Origin of the sequence: Streptomyces sp. NPDC047081, assembly GCF_040643775.1 — a bacterium.
Classification (GTDB): Bacteria; Actinomycetota; Actinomycetes; order Streptomycetales; family Streptomycetaceae; genus Streptomyces.
In genome coordinates this window covers 533,903-550,711 of sequence record NZ_JBEYUY010000002.1, presented here as the reverse complement: position 1 = coordinate 550,711, position 16,809 = coordinate 533,903, and the positions used below count along the sequence as shown (strand labels likewise).

Sequence of the window (16,809 nt, the reverse complement as noted above, 5' to 3'; positions counted from 1 at the left end):
CTGTCCCACGGTTTTCTGGGTGGGTACGACGGCCATCCCCGCACCTCCCTGTGTGTGCGGACCGCTTCCACGGTACGCCCGCAACACTGCTCCCGTGAGGCGTTATGGTGACCGCCATCGGTTCCGGTGAGGGGGGACGATGGCGGCCTCGGTGCAGGGCGGCAGGACCGGCAACCTTCCCGCGGAGGCGAACTCCTTCATCGGCCGGCGCGCCGAACTCACCGAAATCGCCGGACTGTTGGGGACCGAGCGCCTGGTCACACTGACGGGCCCCGGAGGTGTGGGCAAGTCGCGGCTGGCGCTGCGGGCGGCCCATGCCGCGCGGGCCGGCCTCCCCGGCGGGGCCTGGCTGGTGGAGCTGTCGGAGCTGCGCAATCCGGATCTGCTCACGAACGCGGTGGCGCAGGCGACCCGGCTGGCGGAACAGACGCTGCGCCCGCTGCTGCAGGCGGTGTGCGAGCACCTGGAGGGGGCGCCGGTGCTGCTGGTGCTGGACACCTGCGAGCACGTGCTGGACGAGTGCGCCCGTGTGGTGCGGGAACTGCTCGCGAACGTACCGCAGTTGAGGGTGCTGACCACCAGCAGGCAGCCGCTCGGGGTGCCGGGCGAGCAGCTGCTGGCCGTGGCCCCGCTGCCGCTGGGCGAACGGGAGGACGCGGTGGCGCTGTTCGCGGCCCGGGCCGCCGCCGCGGAGCCGTCGTTCGCGCTGACCGACGCCAACCGGGCGCGCGTTGCCGCGGTGTGCGCCCGTCTGGACGGCATACCGCTGGCCCTGGAGCTGGCCGCGGTCCGGCTGCGCGGCCTCCCGCTGGACCGGCTCCTGGAGGGCCTCGGCTCCCGCTTCGACCTGCTGGTCTCCCCCGCCCGGCCGCGGCCGGCCCGGCATCAGACGCTGCGCACCGCGATCGGCTGGAGCCACGAGCTGTGCACGCCTCTGGAGCGGCTGCTGTGGGCCCGGCTGTCGGTGTTCGCGGGCGGCTGGGACGTCGAGGCGGCCGAGTTCGTCTGCCACGGCGGCCCGCTGGACCCGGAGGAGATCCTCGCGCTGCTGGCCTCGCTGACCGAGAAGTCCATCGTCGCCCGGGACGACCAGGAGTCGCCGGTGCGCTACCGGATGCTGGACACGGTCCGCTCGTTCGGCGCCGAGTGGCTGACCGGTCTGGGCGAGGGAGAAGCCGTACGGCGCCGGCACCGGGACTACTTCCGGTGGATCGCCCGGCAGGGCGAGGCGGAGTGGCTCGGGCCCGGGCAGCGCATGTGGGCGGAGCGGCTGAGCGCCGAGCACGCCAATCTGCGGCTCGCCGTCGAGGAGTGCCTGACGGCGCCGGAGCCCGAGACCGCGCTCGAACTCACCGGCTCCCTCTGGTTCTTCTGGTTCGCCTGCGGTTTCGCCGAGGAGGGCCGCGCTTTCCTGGAGCGGGCCCTGCACCGGGCCCCGAAGGAGGGCGGGCCCGAGCACACCCTCGCGGTGTGGGCGCACCGGCTGGTGACCGTCGTACCGGACGACCTGGAGGCCGCCGAGTCGGTCAGCGCCGCCTATGTGTGGCTCGCCGAGGAGCGTCAACTCCCTGTTCCCGCACTGCCGTTGACGGGGGCGAGCCTGGCGGTGCGGGGCGAGTCGGCGCGGTCGGCGGTGCTGTACGGGAGCGTCGGGCAGGCGCCGGCCGGGGACGGCGGGGCCGAGTTCTTCCAATTGCTGACCCTCGCGCTGCAGGCGTATCTGCTGGCCGGCCAGGCCGCGTTCGAGCGGTGCGCTGCGGTCGCCGAGCGGCTGCGGGCCGAGTGCGCCGAGCGCGGGGAGCTGTGGATGCGGGCCTGGGGCGACTTCTTCGTGTCCCTTGCCGGGATCGGCCTGGGGCGCGCGGAGGAGGCGGTGCGGCACGCGCGTGCGGCGCTGGCCGCCAAGTGGCGGGTGCACGACCGGCTGGGCGCCGCCGCGGTGGCCGACCTGCTGGTCGCCGCGCAGGCCGCGCGCGGCGAGGACGAACTCGCCGCCCGCCTCCTCGGCGTGAGCCGGCGCCTCTGGTACGCGGCGGGCCTGCCGCAGCTCGGCAGACCGGACCGCACGGTCTTCCACCGCGAGTACGAGCGCCTGCTGCGCGCCTCGCTCGGTGACGCCCGGTTCAGTGAAGTGGTCAGCGAGGGGCGGGAGTTGGGCCCGGACGCGGCGATCGCGCTGGCGCTGGGCGGCGCGCTCGACGCGTCCGACCTGTGATCGGCGCTGGGCTCAGGTCCTGACGGCGGTCACCAGCCGCACCCGCGGGCTTCCGTCGTCCCGCCGCCCGAACTCCGGCAGCGCCGCCAACTCGACCCGGAACCCGGCCCGTTCCAGCTCCCGCCGCACCTCCCCGAGCCGGAAGGCCCGGTAGTACATGACGAAGGGCGGCCGCCACACGGCGTTCCGCACCCGCATCACGGCGTCGAAGCCGAGCAGCATCCAGTACGCGGGGGACGTCGGCCGGGGCGGGGCCAGCACCGGGAAGGCGAAGCGGCCACCGGGCCGCAGCACCGAGTGGACCTCGGCGAACAGCCCCGGCAGCTCCTCCGGCAGGAAGTGGCCGAAGGCCCCGAAGCTCACCACGAGGTCGAAGCCCGCCCGGAACGGCAGCGCGCGGGCATCCGCCCGGACCCAGGACACCTCCGGCCCCGCCGGCCGCACCTGCTCCTGGGCCACCGCGAGCATGCCCGCACTGAAGTCGACCCCGGTGACACTCCGCCGGCACACCCGCGCCAGCACCTCGACGCCCGCGCCGGTCCCGCAGCACAGGTCGAGGCCGGTGTCGAAGGGCCCGGAGCGGGCCAGCGCGGCGGCGACGGCGTCCAGCACCGAGGCGGGCGTACGGAAGGGGGTGTGGTCGAATTTCGGCGCGAGCAGGTCGTAGCCGTGCTCGACGGACGACAACGCCTGGACGGCGAGTTCACGCAGGCTGGGGCCTTCGGGGCTGAACATCCGCATCAGGTTAGTGGACACCCTTACCGCGACTGATTACCCTCATCCACACCTACTCAACAAATTGATTATGAGGTGGTGTGATGCGAGCGTTCCGCGAGGCGGTCGAGGTCGGGGACATGGACGCCGTCGAGGCCTTGCTGGCCGAGGACGTCGTCTTCACCAGCCCGGTCGTCTTCAAGCCGTACCCCGGCAAGGCCATCACCGCGGCGATCCTGCGCGCGGTGTCGCAGGTCTTCGAGGACTTCCGTTACGACCGTGAGTTCGCCGGCGGCGACGGCCGCGACCACGCGCTGGTGTTCACCGCGCGGGTGGGCGATCGGACGCTGACCGGCTGCGACTTCATCCACCTGGACGAGAGCGGCCTGATCGACGAACTCATGGTCATGGTGCGGCCGTTGTCGGGCGCCCAGGCCCTGGCCGAGGCGATGGGCGCACGGTTCGAGGAGATCGCCAAGGAGGCGGAGGCACGGTCGGCCGCCGCCCCCTGAACTCACGCCACCGTCAGGACGAGCGCGCCGGTGTAGCTCTTCCCGGCGGCAAGGGCGGTCTCGGTGCCGTCCACCGTCAGCTTCACCGACTTGCCGCGCGGCGCCTTCACGGCGGCGTCGGCGGCGAGGGTGAGGGAGGTGAGGTACGAGGTGCCGGTGACCGTCCAGGTGGAGCCGCTGTTCAGCCGCACGATCGCACCGTTGTTGACGGCGGCCTGGACGGTGTTGGTGACGATGCCGAGCTCGTAGTAGGTGGACGAGTCGATGCTGGAGACCCGGTGCTTGGCCTTGGTCGAGGAGATGACGCCCTCGACGGTCGAGTCCTCGAAGGTCAGGACCATGTTCTTGCCCTTGCGCATGCCGTTGTAGAAGTCTCCTCCGACCGCGATCGACGTGAAGGTGGCGGCTCCGTCGGCCGTGTGCACGGCCGTGGTGTCGAAGGTGGAGTCCTTGGTCGGGTCGGTGGTGGGCTCGGTGTAGACGCCGACGTTCATCATCTTGCCGTTGACGTTGACCGGGCCCGGGTCGTCCAGCTCGATCATCTGCAGGATGATCCCGTCGCGCGGGTTGAGCCGGGCGCCCTGGGAGCCGTCGACCGAAATGGTGGTCTGCTGCCCCTTGTTGAGGAAGGTGGCCCGCTCGGAGTTGATGACCGTGCCGCCGTCGAGGGTCAACTGGCCTGCGCCGAAGAACATGTAGCCGAAGTGGCCGGAGTTCACGACCGTGCTGCGGGCCTGGATCGACGCCAACTCGGCGGCGGTCAGCCCCAGTTCCAGCTCGGTGTTGAGGGCGGCCACGGCCTCCTTGGCGCTGTCGCCGTAGTGCACCACCGCGGCCGGCCCGGCGATGATGGTCGCGTAGCTGCCGACGTCGAAGCGTGAGCCTAGGACGCGGACCGTGGCGTCGCCGATGGCGTAGGTGCCGTACCCGTACTCGCCGGTGTTGCCGACGTGGCTGTTGACCGCGGTCAGTTTGAGCCCGCTGCCGCCCTCGACCGACAGGGCGCCCCAAGTCTCGGAGAACACGGTGGAGTTGAGGTAGGTGGCCCGGCTGTTCTTGCCGATGAGGTTCGTCGCGCGGACATTGCCGTCGAGGCCGAGCATCCAGGGCACGGACTCCATGTACGGGGTCTCGACGGTGGCCTGGTAGTCGGCGGGCAGGACGCCGTTGCGGCAGCGGACGGTGGAGTTCTTCACGACGACGTTGGCACCGTCGTTGGAGATGACGCCGGTGCGGACGACGCCCTTGTTGCTGATGCGGGCGCCGTCCACGACCAGCTTGGTGGTGGAGCCGTCGCCGACGACCGCGGCGCCGTAACCCGCGAAGTCGCAACGGCCGTTCCCGGTCAGGGAGATGGTGGGGCGCTCCAGCGTGTAGGTGGCGTCCTGGACGAACACACCGTCGAAGCACTCGCCGGTCGAGGTGACCGACACGTTGCGGGCGAGGGTGTCGGTGAGCCTGCCGCCGAGGACGGCCGCGAGGACGGACCTGTCGCGGTCGACGCCGTCCGCGTCGACGTAGAGGGCCTGGCGGAAGGGGAAGGTGAGCGTCTCGTACGTCACCTCGTTCGCGGCGGCCACCGTGAGGACCACGTCGCCCTGGTAGGTCCCGGCCTGGATCAGGGTCGCCGTGCCTCCGGTCTCGGTCAGCAGCTGGCCCGTCTCCACTCCGTTGACGGTGAGGGAGAGGCTGTAGCCGTCCGGGGCGGCGATCCTGCCGCCCTCCGCGATGGTCAGTCGGCTCACCCGGGTGGTCGCGGAGAGCTCGTACGTCTCGCCGGAGCCGACCGTGATCTGCTTGCCGGTCGCCGCCGGCGCGGCCGTGGCCGAGCCGACCGGGACGAGCAGGGCTCCGGCCGTGGCGGCCGTGCCGGCGATCAGGAGGGAGCGTCGGGTGATGAGCGTCATTGCATGCCTTCCCAGGGGATCGGTGCGCCATTGCGCAGCGTGACGAACCGGCCGTCTGAATGCGCGGCGGAGACGGCTCGGACCAGGGCACCTGAGGTGCGCACGAGGGAGTGAAGCAGCCGTGAGGAACAGGGAACAGGCACCTCACACACGCATCCCGGAACCCGATGCCTCGGATCGGGGGGCCGGTTTCATGGCGATCACACAGAGTGGCCATAGGGCGTTCGGCGGCGCACGCACGACGGCGAGGCGGGCGGCTGTCACGCCGTCCACCTCGCCGTTCGCGGAGTGTTGTTCGGTTACGCGGGTGCGATCATCCCCGCCGACAGGTCGATGTCGGCCCCGCACAGGCCGGGCATCGCGAGCATCGCGACCAGCGCCCGGGCCACCTCGTCCTCCTCGACGAGCCGGCCGAGGGCGGCCCGGGAGGCGAAGTCGCGTTCGGCCTCCTCGACCGTGCAGCCGGTGAGTTCGGCCGTGAGGCGGAAGTTGCGGTCCATGCGCGGGCCCCGGACCGGGCCCGGGGAAAGGGAGTTGACCGAGACACCGTACGGGCCGACCTCGCCCGCGAGTGTGCGGGTGAGGCCGATCAGCGCCATCTTGGAGGCCGTGTACGGGGTGCGGTTGAGCAGGGGACGCTTGCCGCTGACCGAGGCGACGTTGACGACGTCTCCCCGGCCGGCCTCGATCATCGCGGGCAGGAAGGCGCGGCACATCAGGTAGACACCGCGGACGTTGACGGCGAACACCTCGTCCCACTCGTCCGGTTCGACGTCGACCAGCGGCCGCACCGGGCCCGCGACGCCCGCGTTGTTCACGAGCAACGACACGTCCTCGTCGGCGAGTTCGGCGGCGAGTGCCCGCACGGACGCCGGGTCGGAGACGTCGCACACGGCCGTGCGCGCCGCGTCGCCCACCTTGGCCGCCGCCTCCGCGAGGGCCTGTTCGTTGCGGCCGACCAGCACCACCCGGGCCCCGGCGTCCGCGAGGGCCAGTGCGAAGGCCCGGCCCAGCGGCCCTCCCCCGCCGGTGACGAGCGCCGTACGCCCGTCCAGCCTCACGCGGTGTTCCAGGGCAGCTCGTCACCGGCGGCCTTGGCGGCCCGTACGTCGCCGGAGCGGGCGTGGCCCTCGAACAGCTCGACGCGGGAGGCGCGCCCGCACAACCGGCCGAGCAGGGCCTGCGACTCGGTGTCGGTGACCTCCTGGTACGTCACCGTCTTGAGGTACTTCCCCACCCACAGTCCGCCGGTGTAGCGGGCGGCGCCGCGGGTCGGCAGCACATGGTTCGTGCCGATGACCTTGTCGCCGAAGGACACGCAGGTGCCCTCGCCGAGGAACAGGGCGCCGTACTGGGTCATCCGCTCCAGGGCGAGGCGCGGTTCGGCGGTGAGCACCTCGACGTGCTCGAAGGCGAACTCGTCGGCGAGTGCGTACAGTTCGTCGATCGTGTCGACGACGTGCACCTGGCCGTGGTCGCGCCAGGCGGGCTCGGCGTAGTCGCGGGTGGGCATGCCGGGCAGGATCCGTTCGACCTCGGCGATGGTCTGCTCGGCGACCTCGCGGGAGGTGGTGATGAGGACGGCCGGGGAGTCGGGGCCGTGCTCGGCCTGGGAGAGCAGGTCGACCGCGCACACGAAGGGGTCGGCCTGCTCGTCGGCGAGGACGAGGATCTCGGTCGGGCCGGCGAACAGGTCGATGCCGATCTCGCCGAAGAGCTGCCGCTTGGCCTCGGCGACGTAGGCGTTGCCGGGCCCGGCGATCAGATTCACGGGCTGCATGGTGTCGGTGCCGACCGCCATCGCGGCGACGGCCTGGACGCCGCCGAGCAGCCAGATCTCGTCGGCGCCCGCGAGGTGCATGGCGGCGACGGTGGCGGCCGGGATCTCGCCGTGGATCGGCGGCGTACAGGCGACCACCCGGGGCACTCCCGCCACCTTGGCGGTCACGATGGTCATGTGGGCGGAGGCGGTGAGCGGGTAACGCCCGCCGGGGATGTAGGCGCCGGCCGCCTGCACCGGGATGTGCTTCTGCCCGAGCCGCACGCCCGGCAGGGTCTCCAGCTCGAACTCGCCCATGGAGTCCAGCTGGCGGCGGGCGAAGGTGCGCACCTGCTCCTGTACGAACCGGATGTCGTCGATGACCTGCTGCGGCACCGACGCGACGATCTTCTCGACCTCCTCCTCGCTCAGTCGGAAGGAGTCCGGGCTCCACTTGTCGAACTTCTCGGAGTACTCGCGCACGGCCAGGTCGCCGCGCTCGCGGATGTCCGCGATGACTCCGGCGACGGTCTCGCGCACCTGGCCGAGGGAGGCGGTGACCTCCGCCTTGGGTACGGCGTGCTTCAGGATCTCTGCCACAACGGCGGCCTTTCTGCGGGTGGTTGCTCAGACGGGCGGCGCTTCGAAGAGCACGTCGGGGTCGTTGAACTGCTCTTTGGCGACCGACTCGCTCATCGGGTCGGCGGTGCCCCACTGGTCCTGGGTGATCGGGTCGTCGACGTCGTGCCGGCCGGGGTGCCACAAGTCCTCTTCGAGGACGGCCAGTTCGGTCGTGTACTCGACGGTGTTGCCGTGCGGGTCGTGGAAGTACGAGAAGGTGTTGTCGCCCGCGAGATGACGTCCGGGCCCCCAGGTGAGCCGGGTCCCGGCACGCAGCGCCCGCCCGGTTCCGCGCATGTACTCCTCGACGCCGCGCATCTCGAACGACGCGTGGTGCAGGGAGACATGGGGCCCGCGGGCGATGGCGAAGGAGTGGTGCAGCGGGCTGCACCGCAGGAAGTACATGAGGTCGCCCATGTGCGTCGAGAACAGGGTGTCGGTGAGCCGGAAGCCCAGGTGCTCGACGTAGAAGTCCCGCAGCCCTTCCGGGTCCTGGGAGTTGACCACGCAGTGCGACAGCCGTACCGGGATCGCCTCCCGCTCCTCGATCTTGCGGTGGGTGCGGGTCTCGACGTCGGCGGACACCTCGACGACGCGTCCGTCCGGGTCGAAGAACCGGAAGCCGTATCCGCCGCCGGGTGTGTCCAACACCTTTGGTTCATGGACGAGTTGGATCCCGGCCCGTCCCAGCCGCACCGCCAGCTCGTCCACGGCGGCCGGTGAGACCGCCCCGAAGGCCACCAGGTCCATCCGCTTCCGCTCGTCCTCGCGGATCCGCACGATGTACTGCTCCGGGCTGCCCTCGGCCGCGAAGAAGGCGATACCGCTGTCGTTCGCGACCTCGGTCAGCCCCCAGGTGGTGCCGTAGAAGGCGCGCTGGGTGTCGAAGTCCGGTACGGCCAGGTCGACATGGCGCAGATGGGTGATCGGCTGGAAGCTCATGCGTGGCTCCTGACGGTGTTGCGCTGGTGGCCCAGACCGGTGATCTCCGCCTCCACGACGTCCCCGGGCTTGAGGAAGACGCCCCAGTGCGCGCCGTTGCCGGCCGGGGAGCCGGTGAGCAGCAGGTCGCCGGGGCGCAGAGTGGTGGTCGTGGAGACGTACGCGATGAGCCGCGGGATGTCGAAGATCATGTCCTTGGTGGACTCGTCCTGGCGGACGACTCCGTTGTGCCGCAGGGTGATCCGCAGGTCGTTCGGGTCGCCGACGAACGCGGCCGGCACCAGGAAGGGCCCGGTCGGCAGGAAGGTGTCGGCGTTCTTGGCGGTGAACCAGTCGGTGCCGATGGCCTTCAGGTCGGGGCGGTAGAGGCGGTCGCGGGTGGTGAGGTCGTTGCAGATCGTGTAGGCGGCAACGTGGCTCATCGCCTCCTCTACCGGGATGTTCCGGCCCGACTTCCCTATGACGAGGGCGAGTTCGAGCTCCCAGTCGTGCTGCTCGCCGAGTTCGGGGAGCACGATGTCGTCGTACGGGCCGCACATCGCGCGCGGTGAGCCCAGGAAGACGTACGGGACGCCGCTGCGGATCCGCTCGTCCATCATCTTCTCGGCGTCGGCGCGGGCCTCCTCGGGCGTGGCGCCGTGGACGCTCTCCTTCTCGGCGGCGACCAGATCCACCACGTGCTTGCGGTAGTTGGCGCCGCTCTGCAGGATCTGGCCCGGCTCGATCGGGGTCAGCACGCGCAGCCCGGCGAGCTCGTGCCAGGTGCCGTCGGCGGAGGCGGCGAGGTCGTGCAGGCGGGGCAGCCAGGTGTCCCAGTCGTCGACCAGGGCGCGCACGGACGGCACCTGGTCGAAGAGGTCACGCACACGCGTGCCGGCGACCAGGCCGGGGAAGGCGGCTGCGCCGCTGCTGAAGGTGCCGAGCGCGAACGGTCCGGCGTGGGTGGGAAGCGGGTCGGGCACGGGCGGCTCTCCTCGTACGGATGCGGGTGCTCACCGTCGACGCTAGGCAGCCGCGCGGGGCGGCGGAAATGGCCGTTGGCGATGCCTGCCATCGGCGGCCCGTCTCCCCACTGACCTCGTCGATTCGCCGCTCCGCCGGGCGGCGCCTCCATCGCCGTACGGGATGGATGACGTCCCCCTTGCCGATGCCTCGATCCGTTGACCCTGCACGGACCGCCGATCAGGCTCGGAGCACCCCACCCCGAGGAGAACGACGTGGTAGTCGAGCATGCCGGGCTGACCGTGGCGGCCGGCCGGGAAGAGGAGTTCGAGGAGGTCTTCGGCAAGGCCCGCGAGGTGCTCGCCGAGGCCGACGGGTTCCGCTGGGCCGAGCTGCTGCGCTGCGAGGAGCGGCCGCGGACCTACCTGCTGCTGGTCGGCTGGGACTCGGTCGAGGCGCACATGACCGGCTTCCGGGAGTCCGAGCGCTTCGGCCGCTGGCGGGCCCTGGTCGGCCCGTTCTTCGCCGAGCCGCCGACCGTCCAGCACTACCACGAGCTCGGACCGCGCTTCTCCGGCTGACCTCCCCTTTTGCTTCTTCTACGTTCGCAAGGATCGCCCATGCCCGTACACAAGGTGCTCGTCGTCGGCGGCGGCATCACCGGAAGCGTGCTGTCGCTCGCGCTCGCGCAGCGCGGCGCCGACGTCGACCTCGTCGAGATCTCCCCCCAGTGGTTCGGGGTGGGCCACGGCATCACCATCCAGGGCAACGCGCTCAAGGCGCTGCGCTCGGTGGGGGTCCTGGAACGGGTGCTCAAGCGGGCGGTGCCGTTCGACATCCTGCGGCTGCGGCGGGCGGACGGCGGGCTGATCACCGAGCTGCCGACCCCGCACACCGGCGGCCCCGACCTGCCGTCCACCGCGGGCGCCCTGCGCTCCGACCTGCAGGACGCGCTGTGCGACGCGGTGTACGCGCACGGCGTCCAGGTCCGGCTCGGACTGACCGTCGAGGGGCTCGACCAGTCCCCCGGGCACGTGGACGTCACCTTCACCGACGGCACCACCGGCCGCTACGACCTCGTCGTCGGCGCCGACGGCATCAACTCGGCGATGCGCGGGCTCATCGGCATCGCGGAACGACCGCGCCCGGTGGGCATGTCGATCTTCCGGGTGGTCGCCGAGCGCCCGCCGGAGATGGACTGCGCGGAGGTGTACTACGGCGGCCCCCGCTTCAAGGCGGGCTACAGCCCCATCTCCGCCGACCGCTGTTACGCCTACCTCCTCGACGAGAATCTCGACGCCTCGCTGATCGGCCCCCGGGCCTCGCTGGCGCTGATGCGGGAGCGCGGCGCCGGGTACGGCGGCACCTGGGGGAAGGTCGTCGCCTCGCTGCCCGAGGACACGGCGGTGGACTACCGCTGGATCGAGGCGGTGCTGGTGGACGAGCCGTGGCACCGCGGCCGCACGATGGTCGTCGGCGATGCCGCGCACGCCTGTCCGCCGCTGATCGCGCAGGGTGCCGCGATGTGCATGGAGGACGCGGTGCTCCTGGGGGAGCTGGTGACCGGGGAGGAGCCGCTGGAGAAGGCCCTCGACCACTTCATGTCCCGCCGGCTGCCCCGGGTGGGGATGGTGCTGCGCAACTCGCTCCAGCTGGCCGAGTGGGAGATCCATCCCGGCACACCGGGCGCGGACCCGGCCCGCATCATGTCGGAGACGCTCGAGTCGCTGACGGCGGCCGCATGAGCACGCCGGTCGTCGACTTCCACGGCCATCTCGCGGTCCCCGCGGCCGATGCCCTGGTGGCCGGCACTCCGGGCTTCGCCGCCGAACTGGCGGCGGAGCAGCGCGCCCACTCCCCCGCGTCCCTGGCCGCCAACCAGGCCCAACTCCAGCGCCTCGCCGGAAAGTTGACCGACGTCTCCGAGCGCCTCGCCGACCTCGACGCGATGGGCGTCGACATCCAGGTGGTCGGCCCGATGCCGATGCACCACTACTGGGCCGACCCGGATCTCGCCGTCCGCCTCGCCCGCACCGTCAACCAGGCGGTGGCCGAGCACTGCGCGCGGTCGCCCGAGCGGCTGTACGGCCTCGGCACGGTCCCGCTCCAGCACCCGGATCTCGCGGTGGCCCTGCTGGACCGTGCGGTCACCGAGCTCGGCCTGTACGGCGTGAGCGTCTCGACGACGGTCGACGGACGGGAGCTGGCCGACCCGCTCCACGACGAACTCTGGCAGAAGGCCGAGGAGTTGGGCACCGTCGTCTTCGTCCACCCGTGGGGCTGCTCGCTCGGCGAACGGCTCGCGGCGAACTACCTCGGCAACACGGTCGGCCAGCCGGTCGAGACGACGGTCGCGCTCTCGCACCTGATCTTCACCGGGGTCCTCGACCGCTACCCGCGGCTGAAGCTGGTGGCCGCGCACGGCGGCGGCTATCTGCCGACATACATCGGACGCTCCGACCACGCCTGGCAGGTACGGGAGGACGCGCGCGGCTGCGCCGAACCGCCCAGCAGCTATCTGCGGCGGATGTGGTTCGACGCGCTCGTCTACACCCCGCGCGCGCTGCGCCACCTGGTCGAGGAGGTGGGCGCGGACCGGGTCGTGCTCGGCACGGACCACCCCTTCGACATGGGCGTCGACGACCCGGTGGCCCGTCTGGACGCCGCCGGGCTGTCCCCCGCCGACCGTGCCGCGATCGCCGGGGGCAACGCCCTCGACCTGCTGCTGAAAGGACGTACCCGATGACCCCCCACTCCCCCCTCGGCCCGATCGAGGAAGAACTCGCCAAGGCCCGTGCCGCGTACCGCAACTGGGGCCGCTGGGGCGCGGACGACGTGCTGGGCACGCTGAACTTCGTCGACGACGCGATACGGGCCCACGCGGCCGGACTGGTGCGGCGCGGCCGGTCCTTCTCCCTGTCGCTGGAGTTCAACGAGGACGGCCCGCAGCGCGGTTTCCGCGGCCGGATCAACCCCGTCCACTACATGAAGGACACCGGTTCCGACGCGGCGGCCGGCACGCAGGGCTTCCCGCACGGCTTCGGCGGCGCGGACGACCACATCGTGATGCCCCTGCAGGCCTCCACCCAGTGGGACGGGCTCGGCCACATCTACGACAACAAGCAGGCCTGGAACGGCCGTCCGTGCACCATCGTCAACGGCGACGGCGACTCGGTCACCGGCATCGAGCACATGCGGGACGCGTTCACCGGCCGCGGAGTCCTGCTGGACGTGGGCCGCGCGGTCGGCGACGAACTCGGTGAACTCCCCGACGGCTTCCCCATCCTGGAGGAGCATCTGCGGACCACGATCGAGGCGCAGGGCGCGACCTCGACCGTCCGCCGCGGCGACCTGGTACTCGTACGGACCGGACAGATCGGCCGGGTACGCCGGCTGGGCGGCTGGGGCACATACGCCGCCGGCGACGCACCCGGGCTCTCCTTCACCACCCTCGGCTGGCTGCACCGCACCGAGATCGCGGCGATCGCCTCCGACACCTGGGGCCTTGAGGTACGTCCGTACGAGTTCGCCGAGCCCGCGATGTCCCCGCTGCACCAGATCGCCATCCCCAACATGGGCCTCCCGCTGGGCGAGATGTGGGACCTGGAGACGCTGGCCGAGGACTGCGCGGCCGACGGCGTCTACGAGTTCCTGCTCGTCGCGGCGCCGCTGCCGGTGACCGGCGCGGTGGGCGCCCCCGTCAACCCCGTCGCGATCAAGTGAGCACCGCCATGAACCGATTCTCCGGCACCCTCCACTTCCCCGGCGACGCGGACTTCGCGGAGGCCTGCTTCGGCCGGGTCTTCAACGCCCGCCGCCCCTCGGGCCGTTCACCGGCGGCCGTGCTCAAGGCGCGTACCGAGCAGGACGTCGTCGAGGGCGTACGGCTCGCCCTGGAGCGCGGCTGGCAGGTCGCCGTCCGCTCCGGCGGGCACAGCTGGGCCGCCTGGTCGGTGCGCTCGGACGCGCTGCTGGTCGACCTCGGGGACTTCCGGGAGATGGCGTACGACGCCGAGTCCGAGGTCGTCACGGCGACGCCCAGCGTCAAGGGCGGCGACGAACTCAACCCGTTCCTCGGCGAGTTCGGCCGTTTCTTCAACGGCGGGCACTGCCCCTCCGTCGGCATCGGCGGCTTCCTGCTCCAGGGCGGGCAGGGCTGGAACGCGCGCGGCTGGGGCTGGGCGGCGGAGAACATCGTGGCGATCGACGTCGTCACCGCCGAGGGCGAGCTGGTCCGGGCGGACGAGACGCAGAACAGCGATCTGTTCTGGGCGGCGCGCGGCGCGGGCCCCGGCTTCTTCGGTGTCGTCACCCGCTTCCACCTGCGCACCCGCCCACTGCCGAAGCACCTGGGCCACACCGTGCACGCCTATCCGCTCGACCTCTTCGACGAGGTGATGACCTGGCTGCACGGCATGCACCACACGGTCTCCGACCTGGTGGAGATCGTCGCGCTCACCCAGACACCGCCCGACCTCGACGAACCGGTGCTGCTGGTCACGGGCGTGTCGATGACCGACACCCCGGAACAGGCCGCCGAGGCGCTGGCCCCGCTGCACGCCAACCCGTACGCGGACCGCGCCCTGTTCCGCGTCGAGGCCCAACCCACCACGCTGGCCGAGCAGTTGGCGGGCCAGCGCACCGCCAACCCCGAGGGCCACCGCTACCTCGTCGACAACGCCTGGCTGACCGGCCCCGCCGAGGAGGTCGTTCCGGCGATCCGCAAGGCGTTCACCGAGCACCCCACTCGGCAGACCTTCACCATCTGGTTCTCCATGGCGCCCCTGCGCCAACTTCCCGACATGGCCTTCTCGTTGCAGTCCGAGATCTACTGCGCCAGCTACGTCGTCCACGACGAGCCCGAGCGCGACGCCGAACTGCGCGCCTGGCTGGACGACGCGATGGCGGCGATGCAGCCGGTGACGGCGGGCCAGTACCTCGGGGACTCCGACTTCACCGTGCGGCAGCTGCGGTTCATGGGCGAGGAGCAGTGGCGGCGGCTGCAGGAGATCCGCGCGGCCCGCGACCCGAAGGGCCTGTTCGCGGGCTACCTGAGCACGGGAGCCGTGACCAACACCAACCACTGGGAGCAGTGAGCCATGCGTTTCGCGACATACGAGTTCCAGAGCGAGGAGCGCGCCGGCGCGGTGCGGGACGGAGTGATCCACCCGCTGCCCGAGGGGGTCACGGTCCTCACGCTCGTCGAGCAGGGGGTGCTGCACGCGGCCGGCGTCGAAGCCCTGCAGTACACCAGCGACTTGACGGTGAATCAGGTACGACTCCTGCCGCCGCTGAAGCCGCCGTCCATCCGGGACTTCGTGGGCTTCGAGGCGCACATCGAGGGCGTGTCGAAGTCCCTGGACGGGCTTGAGCACGTGCCCGAGGAGTGGTACCGGGCGCCCAACTTCTACTTCACCAACCCGCACGCGGCCTACGGCGCCCACGACGACATACCCGTCCCGGCCGGCTGCTCGGTGCTCGACTTCGAGCTGGAGGTCGGCGCGGTCATCGGCCTCAGCGGACGCGACCTCACGCCCGAGCAGGCCCGGGAGCACATCGTCGGCTACACGGTCTTCAACGACTGGTCGGCGCGCGACCTCCAGAAGCCCGAGAAGAACCTCGGCCTGGGCTTCTCCAAGGGCAAGGACTTCGCCAACACGCTCGGCCCCTACCTCGTCACCGCCGACGAGGTGGAGGACCGGCGGGACGCCGACGGCTTCCTCGACCTGGAGATGACGGTCACCCTCAACGGCGAGCTCATCGGCCGCGACACCCTCGCCAACTGCTCCTGGACCTTCGAGGAGATGGTCGCCTACGCGGCCCGGGACACCTGGGTGCGTCCCGGGGACGTACTCGGCTCCGGCACCTGCGGATGGGGCGCGCTGGCGGAGTTCTGGGGCCGGCTCGGCGAGCGCACCCCGCCGCCGCTCACTCCGGGTGACGAGGTCACGCTCACCGTGGAACGCCTCGGCAGCCTCTCCAACCGCGTGGTCCCCGGACGTACCGACGTGTACCTCCCGCGCGCCCGCAAACGGGGCCGCACCCCGCGGTCGTAACCCCACCGCCCGGCTCTGACCTGCATGCATCCAGGGATCCGATGGCTGTTATCGGATCCCTGTGAGTTGCCTCCGAGCCCCTTCCTCGGCGCGAAACCCATCGTTACGCTCCGATTTCACCGAGCTTCAACGACGCGGCCGGAAGGAAACACCCCATGGGTCTCGGAGCAATCGACCTGAATCTTCTGGTGGCGCTGGAAGCCCTCCTGGAGGAGAAGAACGTCACGCACGCGGGCGTACGGCTGTCCACCAGCCAGTCCGCGATGAGCGGCTCGCTGGCCCGGCTGCGGCGGCACTTCAACGACGAACTGCTGGTGCGGGTGGGCCGCGAGTACGAGCTGACACCGCTGGCCGAGCGGCTGCTCCCTGTCGTACAGGCGTCGCTGCACAAGGCGGAGGAGGCCCTGTCGCTGACCCGCCACTTCGATCCGGCCCGCAGCCGCCAGCGCTTCTCGGTCGTGATGTCCGACTACGTGATGATGGTGTTCGTCGAGCCACTGCTGCGGGTCATCGCGGAGGAGGCGCCGGGCGTCCGGATCGACTTCCACCCCATCGTGCACGGGCAGATCGAGACCGAGACCCATCTGCGCTGCCACGACCTGATGATCGTGCCGCTCGGCTACCAGCTGCCGGGGGTCAGCGAGACGGTGATGCACGACCGGTTCGTGTGCGTGCTGGACCCGGAGAACCCGCGGCTGGTGGACGGGCGGCTCACGCTGCGCGACCTGTCGGAGATGCCGCACGCCGCGTGCGCGATCGGCCAGCTCACACATGCCGACCGCCAGCTGGAGACGCTGGGCATCACGCCGAAGGTGCAGGTCAGCACGCCCGGCTTCAACGTCCTGCCGTTCCTCGTGGGCGGCACGGACCTGGTGTCCCTGGTGCCGGAGCGGCTCGCCCGGCGCTACGAGTCCTTCGCGCGCTGCGCGGTCGTACCGACGCCGTTCCCGGACGTGCCGCTGGTGGAGGCCATGTACTGGCACCACAACCGGCACTCCGACCCGGCGCACCGGTGGCTGCGCGAGACCGTGCGCAAGGTCGGGGCCGCGCTGGGCGAGTCCTCGGCCGAGGAGATCGCGGCCGCGGATGACAGCCATGACGAACACGCGTTTCCGGAGCTGACCGTGGCTTCCTAGCGTGG

The 16,809-nt window shown here is 71.3% G+C and carries 15 protein-coding genes; 9 read left to right on the top strand and 6 right to left on the bottom strand.

What is annotated here, in order from left to right; genetic code table 11:
• The first annotated feature begins 139 nt into the window (after positions 1-139).
• Positions 140-2,215: an AAA family ATPase gene (locus ABZ848_RS05585; protein WP_360825732.1), complete on the top strand. Its 2,076-nt coding sequence runs from the start codon at positions 140-142 to the stop codon at positions 2,213-2,215.
• A 12-nt stretch (positions 2,216-2,227) separates the two neighbouring features.
• On the opposite strand, the gene ABZ848_RS05580 is transcribed toward ABZ848_RS05585, so the two are convergent.
• Positions 2,228-2,950: a methyltransferase domain-containing protein gene (locus ABZ848_RS05580; RefSeq protein ID WP_360825730.1), complete on the bottom strand. Its 723-nt coding sequence runs from the start codon at positions 2,948-2,950 to the stop codon at positions 2,228-2,230.
• An 83-nt stretch (positions 2,951-3,033) separates the two neighbouring features.
• Here ABZ848_RS05580 and ABZ848_RS05575 point away from each other — a divergent pair, with 83 nt between their 5' ends.
• Positions 3,034-3,441 carry a nuclear transport factor 2 family protein gene (locus ABZ848_RS05575; protein WP_360825729.1) on the top strand — a complete coding sequence of 136 codons (408 nt, stop codon included), beginning with the start codon at positions 3,034-3,036 and terminating at the stop codon, positions 3,439-3,441.
• 2 nt (positions 3,442-3,443) lie between these two features.
• Here ABZ848_RS05575 and ABZ848_RS05570 read toward each other — a convergent pair whose 3' ends face one another.
• The 5 genes from ABZ848_RS05570 to ABZ848_RS05550 all read right to left on the bottom strand — a co-directional run bounded on the left by ABZ848_RS05570 (position 3,444) and on the right by ABZ848_RS05550 (position 9,632).
• Entirely contained in the window at positions 3,444-5,348 is a 1,905-nt protein-coding gene (locus tag ABZ848_RS05570) for a hypothetical protein (RefSeq protein WP_360825726.1), read from the bottom strand.
• A 299-nt stretch (positions 5,349-5,647) separates the two neighbouring features.
• Positions 5,648-6,409 (bottom strand): SDR family oxidoreductase, encoded by a 762-nt coding sequence (locus ABZ848_RS05565; protein WP_360825723.1) that lies wholly within the window; start codon positions 6,407-6,409, stop codon positions 5,648-5,650.
• Positions 6,406-7,707, bottom strand: coding sequence for a histidinol dehydrogenase (gene hisD, locus ABZ848_RS05560; RefSeq protein ID WP_360825720.1), 1,302 nt, complete (start codon positions 7,705-7,707; stop codon positions 6,406-6,408). Before hisD ends, ABZ848_RS05565 begins: the two co-directional genes overlap by 4 nt.
• 27 nt (positions 7,708-7,734) lie before the next feature.
• On the bottom strand, positions 7,735-8,670 hold the full coding sequence (locus ABZ848_RS05555; RefSeq protein ID WP_360825717.1) for a VOC family protein: 936 nt from the start codon (positions 8,668-8,670) through the stop codon (positions 7,735-7,737).
• Complete coding sequence (locus ABZ848_RS05550; RefSeq protein ID WP_360825714.1) at positions 8,667-9,632, bottom strand: fumarylacetoacetate hydrolase family protein; 966 nt, start codon at positions 9,630-9,632, stop codon at positions 8,667-8,669. The genes ABZ848_RS05555 and ABZ848_RS05550 overlap by 4 nt, the downstream gene beginning before the upstream one ends.
• A gap of 255 nt (positions 9,633-9,887) precedes the next feature.
• Between ABZ848_RS05550 and ABZ848_RS05545 the strand changes: the two genes are divergently transcribed.
• The 7 genes from ABZ848_RS05545 to ABZ848_RS05515 all read left to right on the top strand — a co-directional run bounded on the left by ABZ848_RS05545 (position 9,888) and on the right by ABZ848_RS05515 (position 16,804).
• The gene (locus tag ABZ848_RS05545; protein WP_360825711.1) at positions 9,888-10,193 is read left to right on the top strand and encodes an antibiotic biosynthesis monooxygenase; all 306 of its coding nucleotides are present in this window, start codon (positions 9,888-9,890) and stop codon (positions 10,191-10,193) included.
• 39 nt (positions 10,194-10,232) lie between these two features.
• Positions 10,233-11,357: an FAD-dependent monooxygenase gene (locus ABZ848_RS05540; RefSeq protein WP_360825708.1), complete on the top strand. Its 1,125-nt coding sequence runs from the start codon at positions 10,233-10,235 to the stop codon at positions 11,355-11,357.
• A complete protein-coding gene (locus ABZ848_RS05535; RefSeq protein ID WP_360825704.1) occupies positions 11,354-12,358 on the top strand; it encodes an amidohydrolase family protein in 1,005 nt (334 codons plus the stop codon). The genes ABZ848_RS05540 and ABZ848_RS05535 overlap by 4 nt, the downstream gene beginning before the upstream one ends.
• Positions 12,355-13,335, top strand: a complete 981-nt coding sequence (locus ABZ848_RS05530; RefSeq protein WP_360825700.1) for a cyclase family protein — start codon at positions 12,355-12,357, stop codon at positions 13,333-13,335. The genes ABZ848_RS05535 and ABZ848_RS05530 overlap by 4 nt, the downstream gene beginning before the upstream one ends.
• Before the next feature lie 8 nt (positions 13,336-13,343).
• Positions 13,344-14,708: an FAD-binding oxidoreductase gene (locus ABZ848_RS05525; RefSeq protein WP_360825697.1), complete on the top strand. Its 1,365-nt coding sequence runs from the start codon at positions 13,344-13,346 to the stop codon at positions 14,706-14,708.
• Between the two features lie 3 nt (positions 14,709-14,711).
• Positions 14,712-15,668, top strand: a complete 957-nt coding sequence (locus ABZ848_RS05520) for a fumarylacetoacetate hydrolase family protein (RefSeq protein ID WP_360825694.1) — start codon at positions 14,712-14,714, stop codon at positions 15,666-15,668.
• A 155-nt stretch (positions 15,669-15,823) separates the two neighbouring features.
• Positions 15,824-16,804 (top strand): LysR family transcriptional regulator, encoded by a 981-nt coding sequence (locus ABZ848_RS05515; protein WP_360825691.1) that lies wholly within the window; start codon positions 15,824-15,826, stop codon positions 16,802-16,804.
• Positions 16,805-16,809: the final 5 nt, after the last annotated feature.

Coding starts and splice junctions, on each gene's coding strand:
- ABZ848_RS05555 (WP_360825717.1), bottom strand. CDS start 8,670: ATGAGCTTCCAGCCGATCACCCATCTGCGCCATGTCGACCTGGCCGTA.
- ABZ848_RS05520 (WP_360825694.1), top strand. CDS start 14,712: ATGCGTTTCGCGACATACGAGTTCCAGAGCGAGGAGCGCGCCGGCGCG.
- ABZ848_RS05530 (WP_360825700.1), top strand. CDS start 12,355: ATGACCCCCCACTCCCCCCTCGGCCCGATCGAGGAAGAACTCGCCAAG.
- ABZ848_RS05580 (WP_360825730.1), bottom strand. CDS start 2,950: ATGTTCAGCCCCGAAGGCCCCAGCCTGCGTGAACTCGCCGTCCAGGCG.
- ABZ848_RS05515 (WP_360825691.1), top strand. CDS start 15,824: ATGGGTCTCGGAGCAATCGACCTGAATCTTCTGGTGGCGCTGGAAGCC.
- ABZ848_RS05525 (WP_360825697.1), top strand. CDS start 13,344: ATGAACCGATTCTCCGGCACCCTCCACTTCCCCGGCGACGCGGACTTC.
- ABZ848_RS05535 (WP_360825704.1), top strand. CDS start 11,354: ATGAGCACGCCGGTCGTCGACTTCCACGGCCATCTCGCGGTCCCCGCG.
- ABZ848_RS05540 (WP_360825708.1), top strand. CDS start 10,233: ATGCCCGTACACAAGGTGCTCGTCGTCGGCGGCGGCATCACCGGAAGC.
- ABZ848_RS05575 (WP_360825729.1), top strand. CDS start 3,034: ATGCGAGCGTTCCGCGAGGCGGTCGAGGTCGGGGACATGGACGCCGTC.
- ABZ848_RS05570 (WP_360825726.1), bottom strand. CDS start 5,348: ATGACGCTCATCACCCGACGCTCCCTCCTGATCGCCGGCACGGCCGCC.
- ABZ848_RS05585 (WP_360825732.1), top strand. CDS start 140: ATGGCGGCCTCGGTGCAGGGCGGCAGGACCGGCAACCTTCCCGCGGAG.